The organism is Thermostichus sp. OS-CIW-33, from assembly GCF_054059615.1.
This window is the reverse complement of record NZ_JBSSCH010000002.1, coordinates 40066-63663: the sequence shown is the minus strand read 5'-3', so window position 1 is coordinate 63663 and position 23598 is coordinate 40066. Positions and strand designations below refer to the sequence as shown.

The following is a 23598-nucleotide window of genomic DNA, read 5'->3' as shown; positions in this document are numbered from 1 at the left end:
GCCAGACAGAGTCTCTTTAGGTTGGGTCGGTTTCGGCCAGAGAGACCCCTTCCATCGCCAAGGCTGTCTCCGCTTCTTCTGCCTGCACATCCCGCAAAAAGGATTCCAGAGAGGCATGGGCTTCCGCCTCCAGTTCTGCTCCGCCAAGGGTCATGCTCTCTTCCGGCAGCCAGCCCAAAAACGGCAGGGGCAAGAGGGTGGAAAGGTTGGTCAGGATCAGCAGCAGCCCCAGCCGGCTGAAATCGGTCTCCGTTACCCCCAGCCCATGCATCAGCAGGGATCCCAGCTCTTGGGAGAGAAACCCCGCCAAATTAAAGGCCGACATCAGCAGAGCAAAGAGGGTGGCCTCGATCCCAGGGGGGCAGAGGCGGGCGGCCAAGACCAACACCGGCATAAAGGCAATTTGTCCTGCCACCGTCAGCACCAGGCTGTCCCCCAAGCTAAACCAATGATCGTCGATACCCCAATCCCGGTTGAGGTGATAGACCAAGATAAGGCTGGTCAGGCCCAACGCCGCCGAGATCACCGTCATCCAGCCGAACAGGGGCCGCAGTGGGATCCGCCGCAGATACACCTGGAAGATCCCTACCCCCAGCAAACTGGCGATGCTGGTAACCAAGCGCACCTGACCCAAAAATTCCGGCCCAAAGCCGAGATCGTTGGTGACAAAGTAAAAAAGAGCCGCATCGGCGCTGGGAGTGGCCTGCCAAACGAACACAAACAGCACCGGCAGCAAAATGCTGGGTTGCCGCAGCGCCCGCCACACCTGCCCCACCTGTTGTTGCAAGGGATCCCAGCCCTGAGACAACACCACCGGTTGATCGGCAATAACCCAAGCTGCCAGAGCGATGAACAACGGCAAAAAGGCCGTCAGCCCAAACACCACCTGCGGCGGATAATGGGCTAAGAGCGCTCCTCCCAAATAGGCGGTGAGCAGGGATCCCAAGGCCGTTGCTCCCCAAGTTAAAGATTGCAGCGTGCCCGTCCCCGCCCAGTCACTGCCGTGTACCCGCTCCACCACCAGCGAATCTACGATTACATCCCCTACCGCCACCGCCAGGGATCCCAAAACCATCCACAGGGTGGCCAGACCAGCCGTCGGTGCCCACAGGGCCATCCCCAGCCAAGCCCCACACCCCAGAAGCCCTGACAACAAGAGGTAGGGACGACGCCGATAGCCCGCCACCGGTACGGTATCCGACAGCAGGCCGTAGAGGGGCTTGAGGATCCAGGGGCTCATGGCAACGCCCATCAACGCCGCCACCTGAGACGGGCTGAGGCCCAAGCTATCCTTCAGGTAAAAGCTGGTGGCCAGCCGTGCCAGCCCCACCGCCCCCTGCACAAAGTACACCAAGAGGATTCCGAACAATTCCGGCGTCCAGTGGATATCCCGCAGCGGGGTCAGGGTGGATTGGTGCAGCCGTTGCAGCAGAGGATGAATCATGAGCGGTCGCAGTGTAGCGAGATGTTAGTTGGTGCGGTGTTGCCTTGGCAACAGCAAAACCATAAGAATCTTAACAGTCTCTTCACCTTAACCTGTCCAACTGGCTTCCGGCTCCGACCTCCTTGGACGGGTTGCGCTTCCCAGCGCTCTTTCTGCTCAACCCAGCCGAGCTACAAAATCTACAAAATAATGAGGTCGAAATGAGGTCGAAAGCTGATCCCCGGGTGCTATGCCATCCAGCCAAGGGCGGGGATCCCAAGAAGTCCAGCATGCTTTCGTCCCATGTTGACCGGCCCAACCCCACCTCGGCGGCACCTGAACCCGCAACTGCAGCAGCAGGCAGGGCAGTAGAGACGGGAGACAAAGGCATTCCGAAGCTATGATGAACAGGGATGGCTCTGAGTTTCTGCCTACATCTTTAACTGGGTCTGTTTTCAGGCTGTGCTGACTGCTTCTTCTGCCGGTTCTGCGGTTGATGCCATTGCTCTTTTTGCTCCCCAAGTCTGGAGCTGGCGCGGACATGCCATTCGCTATGTGGTGCAGGGATCCGGATCCCCCCTGGTTTTGGTGCATGGATTCGGGGCTTCCATCGGCCATTGGCGGCACAACATCCCCGTGCTGGCTGCGGCAGGATACCGGGTCTATGCCCTGGATTTGCTGGGGTTTGGCGGCTCGGCCAAGCCTGCTCTCCCCTACACCTTGGATCTGTGGGCGGAGTTGCTGGTGGATTTTTGGCAGCAGCACATTCAGCAGCCTGCTGTGTTTATCGGCAATTCCATTGGTGCCTTGCTCAGCTTGATCATGGCCGCCCGGCATCCCCAGTTAACGGCAGGAGCAGTGTTGCTCAACTGCGCCGGGGGGTTGAACCATCGCTCCCATGAGCTCAGCCCGATTTTCCGCCTTTTCATGAGTGTTTTCACCGCTCTGGCGGCTTCTCCGGTGACGGGGCCGTTTTTGTTCGATCGGGTGCGGCAGCGGCAGCGTATTCGCGCAACTCTGGAGCAGGTGTACCGCAACCCCGCCGCCATTACGGATGAGCTGGTGGAGATTCTCTATGCCCCTTCCTGTGATGTGGGCGCTCAGCAGGTGTTTGCCTCGATTCTCACCGCTCCCCCTGGCCCAACTCCTGAAGCCCTATTGCCTCAGGTGCGCTGTCCGCTGTTGGTGCTCTGGGGAGAAGGGGATCCCTGGACACCCATTCAACGGGGCCGCGGCTTTCAAAACCACGTGCAAGGGATCGACTACCAGTTCTTGCCCATTCCCAATACAGGCCATTGCCCCCACGACGAGCGCCCAGAGGTGGTCAACCCTCTGATTTTGAGCTGGCTGCCCAGAGCCTTTGCGGCAGTCTAGCCTTTTTTAGAGGTTCCTTTGCCGGAGAGGCCCAACCAACCTCGGATTTTGGCCATCCAGACTTGAAGGGGTGAAGGCTGGGGACGGATCGCCACCTGGATCGGCTCGTCTTGGAAGTCCTTGTCCTTAAGGCGAAACCCAAACTCCAGGTCATCTTTCACCTTGCCGAGACGGGGAAACAGCCTGACGGCTGCTTTTTTGAGTTCTTCCTCGTTTTGGAAAATGGCCTGGTGAATGGCGCTGGAACGCCCCACTGCCAGGGATCCCACCGGCAGCCAAGGGTTGGGCTGGCCAGGCGCGGGCTGGCGACGGCGGGCAAAGATGTTGAACTCCGGCATCCCCTTGGCTTTCAGCTCGTCGTACCGTTGGGCGGCTTCCTTGCGCTTGGCAGTGTTGGAGCTGGCCGGTTTTTTCTCAGGCTTGGATTTGCGGAAACCCTTAGACTGACTCATACTTGGGCTGACGAGAGGGGGGATTTTTTGCAGCTTAGCGCAGATCGGATCCCCTTCTCTGCCGGGGATCCCTTGTCATCATTGTTCGTAGCCGGCGTGCTATACTTGTTGAGCCTCGGCGGGCGGTTAAAGGGGCCTGTCAGTCGGGATGTAGCGCAGCTTGGTAGCGCACTTCGTTCGGGACGAAGGGGTCGCAGGTTCGAATCCTGTCATCCCGATAGGCTTGAAGTTCACTTAGCTGTCAACTGGTAGTTTTTCGGGTCAGGGTGAGACGCCTGGGCTGCTGAGAAAAGCCCTACAAGCCTGTGCATTATTGCTCCGCAATGCTGACGCGAAGATGCGACGACGCGACCAACGTTTTGGGTGTAGGTGCAGTGTCCTATTTTGAATTGAAATGACCCTAATCTTGGAGTTGTAAGTGACGCAGCCAGGCATTGACGTTGACCCGAATTCGCTGCCCAATCTGTAAGAGGCGGTGCAGGTTTTCGGCAGAAATGTCTCGGCAGTCTTCTTGGGGCCAAGCTGGGCAACGCGGGCCAATTTGACGCTCCAGCGCTGTCAGATAGAGCTCTTGCAGGCGATCCAAGTTGATGGGCAGGCGCAGGTCTGCAGCCAATTGCAGCCATTCTTCCAGGTTGTAGAGCTGTTCGCCGAAGGTCTCCGGCTCAAAAGCGTGGGCAAGGTGCCACATCCCCCGCTGTAGGAGCCGATCCAGAACCCGGGCTGCCTCTTCCCGCCGCAACTGACACCCCAACTGCTCGGCCTCGCGCACAATTGCCCGCAATTCCAGCAGGTGATCCCGCTTGCCCTCTTCCATTTCCATCGCCCGCAAACTGGTCAACAGGCGTTGGTTGAGGGTGATCTGAGCGGCAGCCAACAACTCTTCCGGGATCGGCAGGCCGTCGGCCCGAAAGGCCATCAAGACCCCGTAATTGTCCAGGTAGGTTTGGCGGTAGAGCTGGGCCAGGCGGTCTAGGGTATCTTGAGTGAGCCAGCGCATCATCTGCTGCCGGTCTTCGTCGTTCAGGGCGTTCAGGTCGAAGGTTTCCGGCCCAAACAGATCTTGCAGGATCAGGATCATCTGGATCCGACTGTGGGATCCGGCCAGCAGCCGCGCTTTTATCTGCTCGTAGATGCGCCGCCCAGCAAACGGCTTGACGCCACATTGAAAGTCCCAGCCGCCGAGGTGGAGCACGGCGTAGATTAGATCGTGCTCTTCGCGGGTGGTGGGAAAAGTGAGCTTCACCCGCCCGATAGCCAGTGTCGACCCGCCTATCGTCAGGCGCTCTTGATCCACTTGATCCAGCACATATCCTTGGGAACGGGGGATCCCGTTAAACAGGGAAAACATGGCGTGCTGAGCCACCAGCCGTTGCGGGCTGATCAAGCTGGGGCGCACCAAGGCGCAATAGACCCCCTTGCCGTCTCTGTAGAGGTCGAGGTTGCTGGGGGCCTTGCTCAGGCGCTGCAAAAACTCCTCTTCTAGGTTGACATCCGCCACTGCTGCTGCCAACTGGATAGCCCGTGCCGCGTAGCGCAGGATCTGCACCCCTTCAGGACGGGATAGCTCCTCGAAAAACCAGCCACAACTGGTGAACATCAACTGGCTGTAGCGCTGCATCTCCAACAGACGCAAGACCTGCACCCGATCTTCGGCGGTGAGGCGGTGGCTTTGGTGCTCCTGCAAAAAGGCATCACAGCGCTCCCGATCCAAAATCACCTCGATGTAACGATCCCGCGCCAGCCAGGGATCCCGCAGGTAGGCTCTGGCCTCCGTCTCGTAGATCTCGGCCAGCTGATCCCGCAGCCAGTTGAGGGCCTCCCGCAGCGGTTGCCGCCAGCGTTGGTGCCACCCTCCCACCGCTCCGCAGCCACAGTCTCGCGACCACCGTCCTACCCCGTGGGCACAGCTCCAGGCGGTGACCGGTTTCAGTTGCACCTCCCAAGTGGGGGGATGTTGGCTGAGAAAATGGCTGTAGTTGCCCACCTGCCAGCCCCGGCGGGGAAATTCCTCGCAAAAGGCATAGGCCAGCGTGCGTTCTACACCCCGCTTGTGGTGGCCAAAAGTCTCGCCATCGGTGGCACAGTTGATCAGATAGGCTTCCCCCTCTTTGTCCGGGCGCAGAGCGGAACGGATCCGCTCCGCCAGAGAGTGGGTGCTGTAGACGATATCCCCAAAGCCCAAGTCACGGGAAATGGGGCCATCGAAAAAGAAAATATCCAAGTACCCCTCCCGATCGGGGGTAAAGCAGCGGTAGGGCCGACGGGGATCGATCTGGCCTTGGCTAACGTCGATCCACTCCGTTTGTCCCAAGGGGCGAATGCGCTGCGCTTGGCTGGGGGCCAAAATGACGAAGCGGATCCCACATTCGACCAAGGCCGTGACCGTTGCTGCATCAATGGCGGTTTCGGCCAGCCACATCCCCTGGGGATGGCGCCCAAAGCGGTGTTGAAAATCGGCAATTCCCCAGCGGATCTGGGTGTACTTGTCTCGCTCGTTGGCCAGGGGCAGGATGACGTGGTTGTAGACTTGGGCGATGGCATTGCCATGACCCTCCAGCCGCTCGGCGCTGAGACGGTCGCCGGCCAAAATGCGTTGGTAAACTTCAATGTCATGCTCCTCTAGCCAAGAGAGGAGAGTAGGGCCGAAGTTAAAGCTCAAGAATTCATAGTTGTTGACAATGCGCACCACCCGTCCTTGGTCGTCCAGAACGCGGGCAAAGGCGTTGGGGCGGTAACATTCCGCCCAAATGCGCTCGTTCCAGTCGTGAAAGGGGCTGGCGCTCGGCTGTCGCTGAATGCGGTTGAGGCAGGGATCCTCTCGGGGCGGCTGATAGAAATGGCCGTGCAACACCACGTACGGCCGCGCAGAGGAAAGCTCAGCAGCACCTGCCGGAGAAGGAGCCGCTTGCATCGGCGGGTCGGAGACCAAATCGCTGTGCCCTGACTGTGCCGCTGGCCTATCGGAATTTTTGGAGCCACTCGGCATCATGAGATTACACTCCTTTTAGAGGCCTCCAACTGGGTTACAGGGGAAGGCAATGTTAACTTAAGTTCATATCCATACGTTACAGCGATCCCCGATCTGCAACGGTGAATGTAAAAGATTCAGTTGGAAATTTGACAGGGAACAAACATCGGTCAGTAATCTTTGCGTTTTCCTCACAACAGAAGGGATCCCGGGACTTAGCGGGTGGGGGCCGATCTGCCGGTGGCCATTTCCCACGCCGAACAACCCGTTTGAGGTCAGGCCCCCATTGGAATCCCGGTGGATCCCCAGCTCGAACTCACATTCCGGTCCAGTGCCACCAGGCCCAGCCCAGCCCCACCAGCAGCGCCGTTATCCCATAGAGGGATCCCACCACCTGCACCTCCGACCAGCCCCCCAGCTCCAGATGGTGGTGCAAGGGCGACATGCGCAACAGCCGTCTGCCTGTGCCGGTTTTGCGTTTGGTGTATTGGAAGTAGCCCACCTGCAGCATCACCGACAGCGCCTCGGCCACCAGCACTCCCCCCATCAGGGCCAAGGCCCAGAGCTGATCCCCCAGCAGCGCCAACCCGGCCAGAGCGCCCCCCAACCCCAGGGATCCGGTATCGCCCATGAACAGCCGCGCCCGGTGGTGGTTGTGAACCAGGAACCCCAAGCAGGCACCGCTCAGGGTGAAAGCCAACACCGATAGCTCTGGATCCCTGTGAAGGAGCCCCAGCCCAATCAGCAGGATGGCCACCACCCCTGCCGCCAAGCCGTCCATACCATCGGTGAGGTTTACGGCATTATTGGTGCCCACCAACACAAACAGGGCCAAGGGCCAGAACAGCCAGCCCAGAGAGAGGGTGCCGATTCCGGGCAGCGTTAGGGTTGTCGGGATCCCCTGCCAGGCCAGGTAGACACAAAACCCAAGGGCGACCCCCACCTGGAGCAACAGCTTGTGTTGGGGAGACAACCCCTTGTTGGATTGCTGCCGAATTACCAGCCAATCGTCCAGCCAGCCGACAAGGCTGTAGGCCAGCGCCAGCAGCGCCACCGCCAGCCACTGGGGATCCCAGTCGCTCCAGATCCCGGCCACCAGTAGCCCCACGGGCAAAAAGCTGATCCCGCCCATGGTGGGTGTGCCTGCTTTTTTCTGGTGGGATTGGGGCCCCTCCTGGCGGATCACTTGCCCCGCCTTCCAGCGCCGCAACCCGGGGATGAGCAGGGATCCCAGCAGGGCCGAACCCAACGCGCTCAATCCAAAAGGAACGACCACCTGGGGGCGGATCCCAATCACAAGGGTCGAGAGGGCCAAACCCAGCCCCAGCGAGAGCGCCATCCCGCCCCACTCCGTCTCTTCCACCTCCAGATCGGGAAGGGTATCCGCATCCACCCTTTCTGAACCCCTCACACCCTCAACCTCCAAACCCTCAAAAACTCTATCCTGCCAGAGCTCAGAGGCGAAAGTTAGTTGAGTGGGGATCCCTTCAATAGGGCCACTTCCAGTTGCGCACCTCCGGCAGATCTTCCCCGTGTTTGCAGATGTACTGCTTGTGCTCCACCAGCTTGTCCCGGATAAGCTGCTGGACGTGATCCCGCCGGTACTTGAAGCGATCCACCCGCTCCAAGACGTCGTTGGCCAAGTTAAAGCGATCCACCTGGTTGAGAACGCACATGTCGAAGGGGGTGGTGGTGGTGCCTTCCTCCTTGTAGCCGCGCACGTGCAGGTTGTGGTGGTTGGGACGGCGGTAGGTGAGGCGGTGGATGAGCCAAGGATAGCCATGGAAGGCAAACACGATGGGCTTGTCGGGGGTGAAGATACTGACAAACTCCTTGTCGCTAATGCCGTGGGGGTGTTCGCTGGGCGGCTGCAGCTTCATTAGGTTCACCACGTTCACCACCCGGATCTTGATGTCCGGCAGGTGCTGCCGCAAAAAGTCCACCGCCGCCAGGGTTTCCATGGTGGGCACATCGCCACAGCAGGCCATCACCACATCCGGCTCTGAACCCTGATCATTGCTGGCCCATTCCCAGATGCCCAAGCCCTGGGTGCAGTGTTTGATGGCCGCATCCATGTCCAGGTACTGCAGGGCCGGCTGTTTGCCTGCCACGATCACATTCACGTAGTGGCGGCTGCGCAGGCAGTGGTCGGCCACCGAGAGCAGAGTATTGGTATCCGGGGGCAGGTAGACGCGGATGATTTCGGCCTTTTTGTTGACTACGTGATCCAAAAAGCCGGGATCCTGATGGCTAAAGCCGTTGTGATCCTGCCGCCACACGTGGGAAGTCAGCAGGTAGTTGAGGGAAGGGATGGGCCGCCGCCAAGGAATGTGACGGGTGGTTTTCAGCCACTTGGCGTGTTGGTTGAACATGGAGTCCACCAGGTGGATAAAGGCTTCGTAACAGGAGAAGAACCCGTGTCGCCCGGTTAGCAGATAGCCTTCTAGCCAGCCCTGACAGACGTGCTCGCTGAGGATCTCCATCACCCGTCCATCGGGGGAGAGGTGCTCGTCGCAATCGTAGATGGGAGCTACCCAGGTGCGGTCGCTGGCCTCAAACACAGCATCCAAGCGGTTGGAAGCGGTTTCATCGGGGCCAAAGAGGCGGAAGTTGTGGGGGTTGAGCTTCATCACATCCCGCAAAAATTGCCCCAGCACTCGCGTGGCCTCGGCTTCGGTGGTGCCGGGGCGGGGGACAGGCACGGCGTAGCGACGGAAATCCGGCATTTTCAGCTCCCGCGTCAGCAGGCCGCCGTTGGCGTGGGGCAAAGCCCCCATGCGTTTTTCCCCTTTGGGGGCCAGCTCTTGCAGCTCCGGCAGCAGACGGCCATTTTCATCGAAGAGTTCTTCCGGCTTGTAGCTGCGCATCCAGTCCTCCAGAGCCTTGAGGTGCTCCGGTTTTTTGGCCAGATCCGCCAGGGGCACTTGGTGGGAGCGCCAGAAATCTTCCACCTTTTTGCCGTCCACCTCTTTGGGGCCGGTCCAGCCTTTGGGGGTGCGCAGGATGATCATCGGCCATTGGGGACGAGTGGGATCCCCTTTGCTGCGGGCATGCTGCTGGATTTCTTGGATCTCGTGGATCACTGTGTCCAAAGTGGCGGCCATCAACTGGTGCATCTCTGCCGGCTCGGAGCCTTCCACAAAGTAGGGTTTGTAGCCGTAGCCCACAAACAGATTTTGCAGCTCGTCACGGCTGAGGCGGGCCAAAACGGTGGGATTGGCGATCTTGTAGCCGTTCAGGTGCAGAATCGGCAGCACCGCCCCGTCGTGGATGGGGTTGAGGAACTTGTTGGAATGCCAGGAAGCGGCCAAGGGCCCAGTTTCCGCCTCTCCATCCCCCACCACACAGGCCACCAGCAGATCGGGGTTGTCGAAGGCCGCCCCAAAGGCGTGGGCTAGGGCATAGCCCAGTTCTCCCCCCTCGTGGATGGAGCCGGGGGTTTCCGGGGCTACATGGCTGGGCACGCCGCCGGGGAAGGAGAATTGCTTGAACAGCTTGCGCATGCCTTCAGCGTCTTGGCCGATGTTGGGATACACCTCGCTGTAGGTGCCTTCCAAGTAGGTGTTGGCCACTAGAGCAGGGCCACCGTGGCCGGGGCCGGTGATGTAGAGGATATTGAGGTTTTCCCGTTTGATGATGCGGTTGAGATGCACGTAGATGAAGTTCAACCCGGGTGTGGTGCCCCAGTGCCCCAGCAGGCGCGGCTTCACGTGTTCCAGTTTCAGGGGTTCTCGCAGCAGCGGGTTATCCATCAAATAGATTTGCCCGACCGACAGATAGTTGGCGGCCCGCCAGTAGGCATCCATTTTGCGAAGCTCGTCGGCGGTGAGCGGTTTTGTCGAGAGCTGTTCTGCCAGAACCATAGCTGTACTCCATAGGTATCTCTACTCCTATGGTGATCCGGGTTTGCCCAATTGCCGGGGGATCTTGGGATTCCTTTGGATTTGGCTCATTGGGTGAGCGGTAGGCACCTGTTACCACCACCAGGGCTTGATCGGGGTGCCGTCGGGAAAGATCAGGCCGGCAATCCGGGATCCGCTGTGCTTTAACCCTTCGATCTGAGCTCCTTCCAGGTTGGCTTGGGTTAGGTTGGCCCCGCTGACATCGGCCCGCCGCAGGTTAGCCCCCTGAAACTGGGCCTGACGCAGCTCGGCGCCGCTGAGATTGGCCCCTTCCAGGTCGGCATTGGACAGCTTGGCCCCCCGCAAGTCCGCCCGCTGTAGGTTGGCTCCCCCCAAGTCCGCTCCCTCCAGGTTGGATCCGCGCAGATCCGCCCGGTTCAGATCCGCTCCCCTCAGCCGGATCTGACAGAGCACCAGTTCTCGCAGATCGGCTTTGCTCAGGTCTTGGCCGGAGAAATCTTGCCCCTGTCCCCCCCAGTTTTGCAACTGCCAAATGTGGCGCACCCGTTCTTCCAGGTGGGTCTCTTCCGAAAGCTGGGATCCCCGCAGGCTGGTGCCGCTAACTTTTACCCCCCTCAGGTCGGATCCCCGCAGATCGGCTCCTTCGAGGACGGCGCCGCTTAGCTTGGCCTCTTGCAAATTGGCCTGGCGCAGATCCGCCCGGCGCAGGTGGGCGCCGTTGAAGTTGCAAAGGCGCAGGTTGGCCTTTCTCAAATTGGCTTCGTAGAGGTTAACGCCCCCTAGCCGCGCCTCTTGCAGATCCACTCCCTCCAGGTCGGCGTAGGCAAAGTTCCGCTCCCCACGCCGATAGGCCACGATCACCCCTTGCGCTCCCCCCACCGGGCGAAAGGGGCTGTAGGTGCAACAGGCCTGTTCTGCCTCCGGCTGGCCTAGCTGAGACAACAGCCGCCAAGCTGCCAAGCGGACTGCCCAAGAGCTATTGCCGGCGAGGGCTGCAATGAGTTCGGCCAGGCCCGCCGACCCGTACTGCAGCAACTGGGGCAGGGTGGCCAAGCGCACGGCTTCATCGCTGTGGGTGAGTCGTCGCCGCGCCCCCTCGATACCTCCCAACACCAAGGCGTGGGCCGGGGCGCTCCCGGTTGCCATTTGCCCCCCCAACACCAGATCCCAAGGTTGGGGCCGGGATCCCTGGTCAGTCCTGACAGCCGGCTGAGGCTTACCTACCATGGGCGGATGCCGATGGGCCTAGCTATACCCAACGCCCCACCACCACGCGGATGGTGCCATCCTCCAGCACTTCTTCGGCCTCGATGGCATAGCCCTGCTCACGGGCTGAGCGCAGCAAACTTTTGTGGGCATAGCGCTGCAAGATCGGCTCCAGAAAGGTCTTGGGATCGATGCCCGCCCCCCACAGATCGGCCACCAGCTCGTAGTGATCCCCGTTGCGGCGAAACCCGATGTCGAAGCCATTTTTCTGACGGATCACCAAGTCGGCACGGGTGCGGTTCCAGAGATAGCCCCGCAGGCTGGTATCCCGCTGCACGGCGTAGCCCAATTCCTTCAGGGTCTCTTCCAGGAGATCGGCGTCTTTGATTTGCACTTGCAGGGTGGTGAAGTGAGACATGGCCCTTCCAATCCTTTGACCGATGGAGACCGGATCCTCACTATAAAGCGCCCTTGGGGTGGTGGAAGAAATGTAAACCATCCTGCGGTGGGTCGAGCGAGCGGAACGCAGCTCCCCCTTTCTCCCGCACGAGTGCAACACACCTGGGCCTGGAGGGTCGCTGGGCTGGCCTGACCTGCCTTCTTATGTAGGCGCGCGCTGCGGCATTCGCGATAGCGGTACGGAGCACCAAGGCTGAGGCATCCGCGCCTGGCGTGTTCGGTAACACAGAAATCTTGGATCTACATCTAGCGTCTAAAGTCAAGAATTGACGATAGTCTCCACTATGTTTGGAGGCAGCAGCAAAAATCTGTCCCACAGGGATCTGTTCTCGTCTGTCTCCGGCTGGAATTGCCGGCGATGAGGTACCAAACCAGCCCCAAGCCGTTCCAAAAACCCGCCGATGACCCTTGCTGTGCCTTGCCAAGTAAGCTTTTCCGATGGCTCTGCGAACAAAAATACTCATCTCTAGTCCCACAAATTGGATGAAAAAAATTGCTTTTTTGTCTCTTGAAGATCTCTTGAAGATCTGATTTGGTACCAAAAACTGGTCAAGCAAGTGGAATAATTTTTTCAATCTATCTAGAACTTAAGATTGAGTTTATAAAATAGTTAATCTCTTCCCTCCTACTTAAGGTAGAGTTACTACTCAATAAAAAAGGACTTAAAGCACTGCCGGTAGTGTCTAGTGAAGCAGCCTCAATAAATTTAGTGAGTCAAACACCGAGTTCTGGATTAGATTTTTCGAAGTCAAAGCCTTTACGAAAAGGCTTTTGTGCTGGTATGAATAAGGTGCTGTTTGCAGAAAGGTCAGCTTCGTGTGTAGGAAGAGGGCCCGATGCAGCAGGAGAAGTAGAGATTCTGACAGGACATGAATTTATGGTGTGGGGTTTGATATGTCAGAAAGTCTTGACTTGCAAGATGCGGTGGGGCGTTTCTTGAAGACGATTGGCCGCTACTCGTTGCTCACCGCTGAAGAAGAACTCCGTTTGGCTCACCAGGTGCAGCGGATGGTGACGCTCTTGGAGCAACGGCAGCCCCATGAGTCTGTGGAAGGTTGGAGCCAGCGGCTGGGGATCCCTTTAGCAGAGCTGCAGCAGATCCTGCGGCAGGGGGAAGCAGCCAAGAAACGAATGGTGGAGTGTAACCTCCGCTTGGTGGTGTCGATTGCTAAGCGCTATCGCAATCGCGGCTTGCCGTTTCTGGATTTGATTCAGGAAGGCACGATCGGCCTCACCCGCGCCGTGGAAAAGTTCGATCCCACCCGTGGCTACAAGTTCTCCACCTATGCCACTTGGTGGATCCGGCAAAGCGTGAACCGGGGCATCCAAAACAAGGGGCGGATGATCCGTCTGCCGGCCCACATGTACGAAAAGGTCTCCCAGGTGAAGCGGCGCTACCGCGAGTTATCTGCCGAAAGGGGATCCCGTCCCCAAGCGGAAGAAGTTTTTGATTCTCTGGATATTGGCGATAACTACCGGGAGCTGATCACCCGCCACATGGCAGAGATGCGTTCCTTGAATGTGGGGGTAGGGGATGAAGACGGCACCGAGCTGCAGCACTTCATCCCAGATGAAGACAACGACCCTGTTGAACACCTAACCCAGCTTGCCCGTCGAGAGGAAGTCCGCGCGCTGGTGGGCCAACTGAGTGAACGAGAACGACAGGTGATCGTGGCTCGCTATGGGCTGGATGGATCGAGGGGCCTAACGCTGCGGGAAATTGGGGAGCACATCGGCCTTTCGCGAGAGCGAGTCCGACAAATTGAGCGGCGGGCCTTGCGGAAATTGCGGCGGCTGCAACAGGAATACTCCACTCCCAAGACCGGCAAACGGCTCAACCCCCTGGGTTAACCGGAGCCTGCGCCTGTTCCCGTCAGCGGTGCGGAGCACGATAGAAAGGTTTTTTCACTACTTCCGCAGGCCGGCGTTGCCCCCGAATTTCAATTTCCAGCCGGGATCCCACCTTGGCCCAAGCCGGAGCGACATAGCCCAAGCCGATGCCGTAGCCCAAACTGGGAGAATGGGTGCCGCTGGTTACCCGTCCGATCGGCTCAGGGGAGTTGGGAGCGTAGATGGCATAGCCGCTGCGGGGGATGGCCGGATGCAGCATGCGAAACCCCACCAGGTGGCGAGGGATCCCTTGCTGCCGTTGGCTTTCGATGGCGGGCTTGCCGATGTAGTCCCCTGGGTTGTTCACCAACCAGCCCAAGCCGGCTTCTAAGGGAGTGGTGCTCTCGTCCATGTCCTGCCCGTAAAGATGGAAGGCAGCCTCCAGGCGCAGGGTATCGCGGCAGCCCAGCCCACAGGGTTGTACGCCGGCCTGAATCAGTTGCTCCCAAAGGCGGATGCCGTCTTCGGGGCTGAGCATGACTTCAAAGCCATCTTCTCCGGTGTAGCCAGTGCGGGCCACGAAGATAGACTCTCCCAAGGCTCCCGCCGCTCCGGCAAACTGACCGTGCTGAAACCGGCGCAAAGCCTTCAGGGATCCCTCCAAAAAGGGCTGGAGAACCTGTTCGGCTGCCGGCCCCTGCACCGCCAACAAGACCCGAGTGTCGGAGTGATCCTGAAGGTTGACTCCGGGGATCCCTTGGAAGTGGTGGTTGAGCCAATCCCAATCCTTCTGCCGGGTAGCTGCATTGACGATCACGCTCCAGTGCTCCAGCTCACCCTCCGGTGGATGCCGGTAGAAGATGACATCATCCAAAATGCCCCCCAGTGGATTGAGCAGGACGGTGTAGCGACCGGATCCCACAGGAACGGCGCTCAGATCGCTGGGAACCAGACGGCTGAGGTGGGATCCCAGCTCCGGCCCCCAGAGGGTGAACTTGCCCATGTGGGAAATGTCGAATGTCCCCACCCTCTCCCGCACTGCCCGATGTTCTGCTATCACTCCCCGATACTGCAGCGGCATTTCCCAGCCGGCAAAAGAGACAAATCGCGCCCCCAAAGCTTGATGAAGGGGGAACAAGGGGGTGCGTTGCAGAGGCGTTTGGCTCATCAAGGGATCCTCAGCGGTCTAAAGACTAAAAGGTCAAAGACTAAAATAAGTGCAGCATCGTCAAAGACTAAAATAAGTGCAGCATCGCCCATTTCTCGGAGCTTGTGCCATGCGCCTTCTCCACACCATGATCCGCGTCGGCAACCTGGAGCGCTCCCTGCGGTTTTACCGAAAAAACGCCGTAAAGCCCTGCCCTTGAGGGCAGGGATGTATCGCCATTGGGGTTGAGGATATCTACAGCACCTGCGAGGTCATCAAGGCGCGGGGCGGCAAGGTGGTGCGCGAGCCCGGCCCTATGAAGCACGGCAGCACGGTAATCGCCTTTGTGGAAGATCCCGATGGCTACAAAATTGAGCTGATCCAGATGGGATCTCTGCAGGAAGAAGAGGCCGCTCTCGAGAAAACGGCTGCCGCCACTGCCTAGACCCGGCCAACTTGGGATCCCCTCCTCAGTTGGCGGATCCCCCTACAGTCAACTGGCCCAGCACGTTGATATCAAAGGTGAAATTAATTGTCACCGAGTTGCCCTCGTAAGCCTCAGGCAGCGGCAGGAAGGGAGCTGCCCTCTGGATAGCCGTCAGCGCTGCATCGTCTGTTTGTTGGCTGCCGGACGTGCGCCCCAGGCGAATGCTCTGCAGATCGCCAGCTCGACCCACTGTAAAGATCACCACTGTGCGGCGCGAGGTACCGGTCTGCCCAGGTATCCAATTTTGCTCCACTTTTCGCTGCAAAGCGGCCAGCCAAGGACCCCAATCCACATTGGCCCGCGCTGCCACGCTGGGGGGATTGGGAGCGGATTGGGTGGGGTTGGCCAATCCACTGGCTCCACTGCCCTGGATCCCGGCTCCATTGCTGGGAGCAGAGGCACTGACCGGAGGCCCCAACTGGGAAGAGTCAGAGGGCCGCTGGGCGGGAAGAACCTCTGTCACCGGTTGCGGAGCGGGCGGAACGGGAGCCAATTGGCTGGGATCCGAAACCCGCTCGCTTGGCTGTATGGGCAAGGGCTCCGCAGTCGGCGGGGGAGTGGGCCTTGGGGAGGGAGCAGCCGCCACAGGCGGTGGAGTTTGGGTCGGAGTAGGTCTGGGGACAGGCGTGGGAGGGGGCGGTGCCGCAGTCGGGGTCGCGGTGGGCTGAGGGGGAGCGGGGGTTGGGGTAGGCGTGGGCTTGGGTGGAGGGGTTGGAGTTGGGGTTGCCAGGGCAACTGCAGCCGGGGCAGGTGGTGGTGGAACAGGGGCAGGCGGTGGCGGTGGTTGGGGTCTTGGCGGCGGCGGCGGAGGGGCCTCCTGGGGAGGGGCGGCCTGAGATTGAGGTGGACTGCCTTGAGACGGAGGGGCTTCTACCCGCTCACCCCCATCGCGGGAATCAACTTCTGAAACCAGATCTGCTTCCTCTGGGGGCTGCAGATCTTCTGGATCCAGAAGGATAAACTCAATGGCTTCTTGTTCTGGCCCGCGAGTGAGCCAAAGCCGCCCCAAGTGGAGCAATCCCAGCAGCACCAGCACGTGCAGCAGCAGCGACAGCGCCACCATCCAAAAAAAGTTGCGAGATTCATCCTCGCGGCGGCGCTGCTCAATCCAGATGCTGGTCATAGCCAAGATTGCCCTTTCCTTTCTTCAACGCTCTCAACACACCGAGTTGTCTGTTGCAGACTGGGCCACGGGGGTAACACCCCAGCTAGTGTTATAGCATCCGAGCAGTTGGCACTCCTGCGCAAAGGCGTATAGTCTATCTCGGGCTCGGGAAGGGATCCCACCTTGCAGCAGCTCTAAGATCGCCTACCTTGAAAAGAGCGGGGATCCCATTAGCCGGGGAAAAGCCCCACAGCTCGGGGTGCTGGCTCTGATGTTGGCTGGTGGGGCACTTTTGGTGGCTTTTTAGGAGCGACGTTATGGAACCCATCCGCTTTCATCTGGCCTTTCCAGTTGCCGATATTGCCTTGGCCAAAGCCTACTACGGCGATGGCTTGGGCTGTGAAATCGGTCGAGAAACCCCTGCTGCCGTTATTTTTAACCTGTACGGCCATCAACTGGTGGCCCACCTCACCCACGAAGAGCTGACGCCCCAGCGGGGCATCTACCCCCGCCATTTTGGCCTGATCTTCCCCACCCAAGCGGATTGGCAGGCGCTGGCCGACCGTGCCTTGGCGCGGGCCTTGCCCTTTTATCAAGAGCCGCGCTGGCGCTTTGTTGGCACCCCCTTGGAGCATGGCACCTTCTTTTTGCAGGATCCCTTCCATAACCTGCTGGAGTTTAAGTACTACCGCAACGCTTCCGCCATTTTCGGGGAGCGGGAATTGGCCTTGGTCGGGGACAGTGCTTCCCACCGCTCGCGCGAACGATCCCCGGCCCGCTCAAGTGGCATGTAGTGCAAACAGGAGGAACCTTTGGCCACTCAACCCCTGCGTTCTGGCCCTGCGCGCGGCCCTATCTGGCAGATGGATTTCAACGCCGTCCCCCTGCGGGATGAGCAGAACCGAAGGGTTTGGGAGCTGTTGGTATGCGATCCCACCGGCCGGTTTCGCCAAGCGCAGTATTGCAGTAACCAAGAGGTGAATAGCACCTGGGTGGCACGACAGTTGCGGAGCTACCTCGAAGCGGCTCCCCAGCCTCCCTCGGCCATTCGTGTGTTTCGAGCCCGCATGAGTTCCATCCTGCAACGGGCCTGCGATGCGGTTGGGATCCCGATGCTGCCCAGTCGTCGCGTTTACACCCTCAAAGCTTGGATGCGAGAACGGGCAGAGCAGGTTTACCCTCAAGAGACTCAGTTTACCTACAGCCCCGAACCTCCTGTGGATCCGGATCCGCCGGATCCCATCCGTCTGCCGGACAAGTTGCAGGGAGAACGCTGGGCCTTCGTGACCTTGCGAGCTGAGGATCTGCGGGAAGCCGACGCCTGGCCGATAGAATTTGGCGAGCTTTTTCCGGTTGCCTGGGACACTTTGACGCCCGACACATTGGCACCAGTGGTGCGGAGCACCCTCATTCCCGGCTTGGTGATTACCTCGCAGCGGGCTTTGCCGATGGCAGCCTGGATGAGCGGTATGGAACCCGCCTACTTGAGTGTGGCAGACGGACGGCTACTGCTCGAGGCGGGCCTCAACGATTGTTATCTGTTTGCACAATTGAGAGATGAAACACTGCGAACAGAGGCAGAAGTCTTTGCCCAGCGCCAGCAGCAGGCCCAGGGGCTCCACTTTCTTGCCATTCAAACCGATCTTAGGGCCCAGTCTTTCGCCGGCTTCTGGCTGATGCAACATCCGCTGTAAGTAGCAGCCGTTACGGCCTGTTTGTAAATTACAGTCATTTCAAACTAGATTGAGACACTCCCCAAACGCTCCGCGCCGCTGCCGCGACCACCCCCAGCTCCTCTCCCAGAGGGAGAGGGGAGTTAGAGACCAATGCGACAGAAATGTTTCATTACCTGTTTAAAAAATGACTACACTACTTGAAATGACTGCGTTTTCGATTCAAACTAGGGCCCTGCATCCGCACCCAAAACCTTGAATGCGCAGGGCCAGAAGGCTTTTCAAGGACTCCGTCCCGCTGGCGCGATCAGTGGCCTAGGCGTCTCACCCTAACTTGAAACCACCATATCGCCAAAGTCGCCAAAGAGAGAAGGGATCCTCACTAGGAAAACACAGCCTCCAGCGCCTGCAAGGTCTTTTTCACCTTGGCCTGGGCTGCCTCCACCTCGGGTTGGTCATAGGCTTTGGCGGCAAAGTCTAGTTGTTCTAAGCTGCGGCCCATCTCCTTAGCCAGGCGCAGCACTTCCCGCTTTTGTTTATCTGGCAGGGTAGCCGCCAGGCCGGTCAAGGTCTTACGAGTGAGTCCCATCGGCCCGTGGATGTAGGAGCGGATCTCCAACCAGTCCTCCGCCTCCACCAGGCTTTGCAGCCGCTCTACCTGTTGCTCCAGTTGTTGCAGCTCTCGGGGCAGGCCAGCAGCCGCTTGCACAGAAAGGGATCCCAGCCACAGCCCCAATGTCAGGATGGCAACCAGCAACACACTCCGCCAGCGACAGATCATCATATACCTCCCACATGCCTGCAACAGGCTTGACTTCTTGGCCATGATTGCCATCAGCTTTTTGGCAATCATTTGGTAATCAAATGAATAGTTTACCCGCTGGCTGCACCTCAGCCCCTTGGCTGCCTCTCGAAGAGCACAGCAAATCGGTTAGGCTAGGGATGTAAAAGAATGTAAATGGCACTCTCATGCAACGCATCATCCTCATGACCGGCAAGGGTGGAGTCGGCAAAACCTCGATGGCGGCGGCGACCGGCTGGCGTTGTGCCGAGATCGGCCTGAAAACTTTGGTGCTGAGCACAGATCCGGCCCACTCTTTGGCCGATAGCTTCGATCAGCCCTTGGGCCATGAGCCGGTCGAGGTCAAACCTAACCTTTGGGGGGCGGAGCTGGACGCCCTCAACGAACTGGAGCTGAATTGGGGATCCGTCAAAACCTACATTACCCAGGTGTTGCAGGCGCGAGGGCTAGATGGGGTGCAGGCACAGGAGCTGGCGATTTTGCCAGGGATGGATGAGATCTTTGCCCTAGTGCGGGTGAATCGCCATTACGACGAAGGCAAGTTCGATGTGTTGATCATCGACTCGGCCCCTACAGGCACGGCCCTGCGCCTCTTGAGCCTGCCGGATGTTTCGGGCTGGTACATGCGCAGGTTCTACAAACCCCTGCAGGGGCTGGCGCAAATGCTGCGTCCTATTGCCGAGCCGATTGTGAAGGGGCTGACCGGGATCCCGCTGCCGAATGACCAGGTGCTGGATGCTCCTTATGAGTTCTATCAGAAGATTGAGCGGCTGGAGCGCATCCTCACCAACAACCGCATCACCTCAGTGCGGCTGGTCACTAACCCCGAAAAGATGGTGATCAAAGAATCGCTGCGGGCCCACGCCTACCTCAGCCTTTACGGGGTGGCCACCGATTTGGTGATTGCCAACCGCATCTTGCCCGATGGAGTGGTGGATCCCTACTTTGCCGCCTGGAAGGCAGCCCAACAGAAATATCGCCAGGAAATCCACGAAAACTTTGCCCCCCTGCCGGTCTTCGAGATCCCGCTGTACTCCGAGGAGTTGGTGGGATGGGACGCCCTAGCCCGCCTGAAAAAAGACCTCTGGGGGGATCGCAACCCGGCGGAAGTGCTCTATGCCGAGCAAACCCTGAATGTGGTAACCGACAACGGCCAGTACCGGCTGGATCTTTACTTGCCCGGGATCCCGAAAGAGCAGGTGGAATTGACCAAAACCGGGGATGAGCTGAACATCCGCATCGGCAACCACCGCCGCAACTTGGTTCTGCCCCAGACTTTAGCGGCCATGACCCCGGCCCGCGCCAAGATGGAAGAAGACTACCTGCGCATTCATTTTGCTGCTTGAGGCTGTAGCTGCTCTTGGTTGCGTCAGTGTTGAACGGCAACGGGGCAGCGTCAGCGCCAGATGGCACAATGAGGGTGTTCCCTACTTCTAAAGATGGATCGCCGAGGATCCCTTCTCAGAAGAGGATGAGATCATGCTGTTGCTTCGTATCTTCCTGGTGGCTCTGCTCATCGCTTTGACAGGTTGGTTTTCCCCTCCCGCCAGCGCCCTGCTCAACGACGACCGTTACGATGGCAACATCTTTGCCCTCTACGGGGCCAATGGCGGCATGATCCCCCCCCGCGTTTCCTTGAAGCAGGCGAAAGAGCAAGGGATCCCGGCCCTCCTCGTGTATTACATCGATGACAGTAGCGATTGCAAAAAATACGCCGCCACCGTTGCCAACCTGCAGGTTCGCTACGGGCTGGGGGTCTATTTCATCCCCTATTCCGTCGATTCCCTCCTGCCCGGCGACGAGCGCGGCCAATACTACACCGGACAAGTGCCTCAAACCCTCCTCTTCGACCCAGAGGGAAATATCGTCTATCAATCCGTCGGCAACCGCCCCATCACCGAGGTGGAAAACGCTATTCGCGCCCTCTTCAAGTTGGATCCCGTTCCCCCAGGGCTGATCAAAGCCAAACCCTTCAACGAGATCCAAACCGGATTTGCCGGATCCCGTTCTCCCCAAGCCTACCCCCCTACAAAGGCCCAGCCGTGACGGCCAATCCCGATCCCTTTGATCCTCTCGAGGCTCTGCAGGAAAAACTCCAGAGTCTCCAGGCTCGTCTTGCCGACCTCAGAGAATTGGAGCGCATAGCCCAGCTTTCCCCTGAACAATGGGCCGAAATCCAAGCTGAAGCCAGTCAACTGGAGCAACGCCTGCAGGCTTATGTGCTAGAGGTGTTTAATCCTGTCCCCGCTACCTTTTGGCAGGTGGTACGCTTCGGCGGCCTTGGCCTGCTGCTGGGCATTGCCCTGCAGCGCTGGGTGCTGAGCTAGCCAGCACACCCCTTAAGATAAAAAAGCTCTTGGATCCCGGAGCCCTTGCCCATGCGCATGCGACGCCCTAGACCATTTAGTCTTGACCGCAAGACTTCGCGCTTTCTGCCTCTGCTGGGCCTGCTTTTGGCGCTGCTGACCCTCCTGCCCCGTTGTCTGCTGGTTGTCCAACCCGGCTACGAAGCCGTCATCTTCAACCGCCTCACGGGAGTGGAAATGACTCCCCGCCGCGAGGGGATCCATCTGCTGATTCCGGTGCTGCAGTTCCCCACCCTTTACGATGTGCGCACCCAAACCTACAACATGACCAGCCGAAGTGAAGAGCGCAGCGTCAAAGCCGACGATACCCTCACCGCTCTCACTGCCGATGGGCAACGGGTGGATCTGGATGTTTCGGTGCGCTATCGCCTGGATCCGGATCGGGTTCCCGAAATCCATCGCAATGTAGGCCCCGATTACCTGAACAAAATTATTCGCCCCGCCTCCCAAGCCGTGGTGCGCAATGTTATCGCCCGCTATTCGGCCATTGGCGTTTATTCTGAGCAACGAGCTGAAATCCAAGAACAAATTGCCGCTGAGCTCTCTCGCCTAATGCAGCCAGAAGGGCTGGTGCTGCAGAGCTTGCTCTTGCGCAATGTGGAATTTTCCAAAGAGTTTCAGTCGGCCATCGAAGCCAAACAAATTGCCGAGCAAGAGAAGCAAAGAGAAGTGTTTCGCGTAGAGCAGGCTCAACTCATCAAACAACGAATGATTGTCAAAGCCAGCGGTGAGGCCCAAGCCATCGCCCTCAAAGGGGAAGCGCTGCGCAGCAACCCGAACGTCATCCAGCTCGAGTATGTCCGCAACTTGCCCGACGACATCCAAGCCATCGTCAGCGAGCAAAACACCATCCTCAATCTGGGGGACTTTCTCAACAAGTAATCGATTCGAGAGTCCCAAGTTAGGATTGGATCCATCCAGTTCAGGTGCATCCACTCCAAGCCCGTTCTCAACAGACCATCAGCCCCAGCCCCTCTCCCAGAGAAGTGTTGCTGCTGTGCCCCTTAATTTCTTGATGGGCCGTAATTCTCGGCCTTTGCATTCATTTTGCATTCATAGAGAACCCAGCACTCTCCGGTACTCCGGGGGCCAAATACCGGGCCCGACACTCAACTGGCAAGCTGACGTAGGAGCCTGGGGAGTTGACTGGGGCATCCACTCTCCGGAGCATCTGTATCAGACTAAACAGAAGGAGGCTGCCAGGATATCTAGGCTTTGTACAATTGCTCACAAAGCCCTGGGTTGATGGGAGAAAACCCTTCCCTTTCCCGGAGCAGCTCAGTGTAAAGCCTGATGCTCTTTTTTCTCTGATGGGATTACCGTAGAGGTGTTGCTACTGGGATCCTGCAGTGACCAGCTTTTCCTGTGCCCAACTCGCCAAACTCGAGATGCCCAAGATGCCCGTGACAGTTGGGATCCCTGTCACACCTTTTGCGGATCAGGCTGAGGCTGGTCACCTTTTGGTCGTGGATGATCAGCCCAACAGCCGCCTGCTGCTGGGGGATCTGCTGCAGAGCATTGGCTATCGGGTCAGCGAGGCCGAAAGCGGCAATCAAGCCCTGCAGATGTTGAAAACCTTCCAGCCGGATCTGATCTTGCTGGATGTGATGATGCCGGGGTTGGATGGGTTCGAGGTCTGTCGGCGCATCAAAGCCAATGACGAGACGCGTTTGATCCCGGTGGTGCTGATTACAGCGGCCAGCGATCGCAAAAATCGCGTGCGCGGTATTGAAGCTGGGGCAGATGATTTCTTGAGCAAGCCCTTTGACGAGTCGGAATTGTTGGCGCGGGTGCGTTCCCTCGTTCGCCAAAAGCACCTCAATGAAGACTTGGATCATGCTGCCCAGGTTTTGTTCGCCATTGCCCGCAGTGTGGAAAGCCGGGATCCCACCACCGGGGATCACTGTGAGCGCCTGGCACAAATGGCCAAGAGCTTCGGCGAGTTTTTGCATCTGCCCCGTCCCCTGATCAAGGTGCTGATGTGGGGAGGTTACCTGCACGACATCGGCAAAGTGGGCATACCCGATGCCATCTTGGGTAAAACAGGCAAACATACCCCGGAAGAGTGGGAGGTGATGAAATCCCATGTCTTGATCGGGGAGCAAATCTGCCGCCCACTACGCACCATGAAAGAGGTGTTGCCCCTCATCCGTCACCACCACGAGCGTTGGGATGGCAGCGGTTATCCCGACGGCCTCAAGGGGGAAGAGATCCCCCTGGTGGCCCGTATCTTCCAGATCATCGACATCTACGACGCCCTCACCTCAGAGCGACCTTACAAGCGAGCGTTCACCGTTCAAGAGGCCATAAGCATCTTGCGGGAAGAAACAGACAGGGGTTGGCGGGATCCCCAGTTGGTGGAGTATTTCTTTGAGTTTCTGCGATCGCAGGCGCCAGATTTGGAGTAGGCTAGATAGGGCTTGCTTGTAGTGTATCAGCA

At 58.8% G+C, this 23598-nt stretch carries 19 protein-coding genes, 1 tRNA gene and 1 pseudogene; 11 read left to right on the top strand and 10 right to left on the bottom strand.

Features of this window, described 5'->3' with window-relative positions:
• Positions 1 to 16: 16 nt before the first annotated feature.
• Positions 17 to 1444: a folate/biopterin family MFS transporter gene (locus ACVWZG_RS01705; RefSeq protein WP_457406850.1), complete on the bottom strand. Its 1428-nt coding sequence runs from the start codon at positions 1442 to 1444 to the stop codon at positions 17 to 19.
• 441 nt (positions 1445 to 1885) lie between these two features.
• Here ACVWZG_RS01705 and ACVWZG_RS01700 point away from each other — a divergent pair, with 441 nt between their 5' ends.
• On the top strand, positions 1886 to 2797 hold the full coding sequence (locus ACVWZG_RS01700) for an alpha/beta fold hydrolase (protein ID WP_457406853.1): 912 nt from the start codon (positions 1886 to 1888) through the stop codon (positions 2795 to 2797).
• Here ACVWZG_RS01700 and ACVWZG_RS01695 read toward each other — a convergent pair.
• Complete coding sequence (locus ACVWZG_RS01695; protein ID WP_457387989.1) at positions 2794 to 3249, bottom strand: HHL1-like protein; 456 nt, start codon at positions 3247 to 3249, stop codon at positions 2794 to 2796. The genes ACVWZG_RS01700 and ACVWZG_RS01695 overlap by 4 nt on opposite strands.
• Before the next feature lie 144 nt (positions 3250 to 3393).
• Between ACVWZG_RS01695 and ACVWZG_RS01690 the strand changes: the two genes are divergently transcribed.
• A tRNA-Pro gene (locus tag ACVWZG_RS01690) sits at positions 3394 to 3467 on the top strand.
• A 182-nt stretch (positions 3468 to 3649) separates the two neighbouring features.
• Here the strand turns inward: ACVWZG_RS01690 and ACVWZG_RS01685 are convergent.
• The 5 genes from ACVWZG_RS01685 to ACVWZG_RS01665 form a co-directional block, all read right to left on the bottom strand.
• Positions 3650 to 6241, bottom strand: coding sequence for a DUF3536 domain-containing protein (locus ACVWZG_RS01685; RefSeq protein WP_457406856.1), 2592 nt, complete (start codon positions 6239 to 6241; stop codon positions 3650 to 3652).
• Positions 6242 to 6536: 295 nt separating this feature from the next.
• Positions 6537 to 7559, bottom strand: a complete 1023-nt coding sequence (gene mraY / locus ACVWZG_RS01680; protein ID WP_457406902.1) for a phospho-N-acetylmuramoyl-pentapeptide-transferase — start codon at positions 7557 to 7559, stop codon at positions 6537 to 6539.
• 148 nt (positions 7560 to 7707) lie between these two features.
• A complete protein-coding gene (locus ACVWZG_RS01675; RefSeq protein ID WP_457406858.1) occupies positions 7708 to 10083 on the bottom strand; it encodes a phosphoketolase family protein in 2376 nt (791 codons plus the stop codon).
• A gap of 111 nt (positions 10084 to 10194) precedes the next feature.
• On the bottom strand, positions 10195 to 11310 hold the full coding sequence (locus tag ACVWZG_RS01670; RefSeq protein WP_457406861.1) for a pentapeptide repeat-containing protein: 1116 nt from the start codon (positions 11308 to 11310) through the stop codon (positions 10195 to 10197).
• 22 nt (positions 11311 to 11332) lie between these two features.
• Positions 11333 to 11707, bottom strand: a complete 375-nt coding sequence (locus ACVWZG_RS01665; RefSeq protein WP_414357757.1) for a DUF1257 domain-containing protein — start codon at positions 11705 to 11707, stop codon at positions 11333 to 11335.
• A 935-nt stretch (positions 11708 to 12642) separates the two neighbouring features.
• Here ACVWZG_RS01665 and ACVWZG_RS01660 point away from each other — a divergent pair.
• Positions 12643 to 13599 (top strand): sigma-70 family RNA polymerase sigma factor, encoded by a 957-nt coding sequence (locus tag ACVWZG_RS01660; RefSeq protein WP_414417198.1) that lies wholly within the window; start codon positions 12643 to 12645, stop codon positions 13597 to 13599.
• A 22-nt stretch (positions 13600 to 13621) separates the two neighbouring features.
• Here the strand turns inward: ACVWZG_RS01660 and gcvT are convergent, their stop codons facing one another.
• The gene (gcvT, locus tag ACVWZG_RS01655) at positions 13622 to 14746 is read right to left on the bottom strand and encodes a glycine cleavage system aminomethyltransferase GcvT (RefSeq protein WP_457406864.1); all 1125 of its coding nucleotides are present in this window, start codon (positions 14744 to 14746) and stop codon (positions 13622 to 13624) included.
• A gap of 199 nt (positions 14747 to 14945) precedes the next feature.
• Between gcvT and ACVWZG_RS01650 the strand changes: the two are divergent.
• Positions 14946 to 15170: pseudogene (locus tag ACVWZG_RS01650) on the top strand (VOC family protein); the annotation flags it as partial.
• A 25-nt stretch (positions 15171 to 15195) separates the two neighbouring features.
• On the opposite strand, the gene ACVWZG_RS01645 reads toward ACVWZG_RS01650, so the two are convergent.
• Positions 15196 to 16335: an energy transducer TonB gene (locus tag ACVWZG_RS01645; RefSeq protein WP_457406869.1), complete on the bottom strand. Its 1140-nt coding sequence runs from the start codon at positions 16333 to 16335 to the stop codon at positions 15196 to 15198.
• Between the two features lie 299 nt (positions 16336 to 16634).
• Between ACVWZG_RS01645 and ACVWZG_RS01640 the strand changes: the two genes are divergently transcribed.
• Positions 16635 to 17111, top strand: a complete 477-nt coding sequence (locus tag ACVWZG_RS01640; protein WP_457406871.1) for a VOC family protein — start codon at positions 16635 to 16637, stop codon at positions 17109 to 17111.
• 18 nt (positions 17112 to 17129) lie between these two features.
• Positions 17130 to 18011: a Tab2/Atab2 family RNA-binding protein gene (locus ACVWZG_RS01635; RefSeq protein WP_011432767.1), complete on the top strand. Its 882-nt coding sequence runs from the start codon at positions 17130 to 17132 to the stop codon at positions 18009 to 18011.
• Between the two features lie 361 nt (positions 18012 to 18372).
• Here ACVWZG_RS01635 and psbQ read toward each other — a convergent pair whose 3' ends face one another.
• The gene (gene psbQ / locus ACVWZG_RS01630) at positions 18373 to 18774 is read right to left on the bottom strand and encodes a photosystem II protein PsbQ (RefSeq protein ID WP_414332154.1); all 402 of its coding nucleotides are present in this window, start codon (positions 18772 to 18774) and stop codon (positions 18373 to 18375) included.
• Between the two features lie 185 nt (positions 18775 to 18959).
• On the opposite strand from psbQ, the gene ACVWZG_RS01625 reads away from it, so the two are divergent.
• From ACVWZG_RS01625 to ACVWZG_RS01605, 5 genes are all read left to right on the top strand, one after another.
• Positions 18960 to 20138 carry a TRC40/GET3/ArsA family transport-energizing ATPase gene (locus ACVWZG_RS01625; protein ID WP_457406873.1) on the top strand — a complete coding sequence of 393 codons (1179 nt, stop codon included), beginning with the start codon at positions 18960 to 18962 and terminating at the stop codon, positions 20136 to 20138.
• A gap of 133 nt (positions 20139 to 20271) precedes the next feature.
• On the top strand, positions 20272 to 20838 hold the full coding sequence (locus ACVWZG_RS01620; RefSeq protein ID WP_457392262.1) for a thylakoid membrane photosystem I accumulation factor: 567 nt from the start codon (positions 20272 to 20274) through the stop codon (positions 20836 to 20838).
• Complete coding sequence (locus ACVWZG_RS01615) at positions 20835 to 21119, top strand: hypothetical protein (RefSeq protein WP_041436379.1); 285 nt, start codon at positions 20835 to 20837, stop codon at positions 21117 to 21119. The genes ACVWZG_RS01620 and ACVWZG_RS01615 overlap by 4 nt, the downstream gene beginning before the upstream one ends.
• A gap of 51 nt (positions 21120 to 21170) precedes the next feature.
• On the top strand, positions 21171 to 22040 hold the full coding sequence (locus ACVWZG_RS01610) for a prohibitin family protein (RefSeq protein ID WP_148202707.1): 870 nt from the start codon (positions 21171 to 21173) through the stop codon (positions 22038 to 22040).
• Positions 22041 to 22555: 515 nt separating this feature from the next.
• Complete coding sequence (locus tag ACVWZG_RS01605) at positions 22556 to 23566, top strand: HD domain-containing phosphohydrolase (protein ID WP_457406875.1); 1011 nt, start codon at positions 22556 to 22558, stop codon at positions 23564 to 23566.
• Positions 23567 to 23598: the final 32 nt, after the last annotated feature.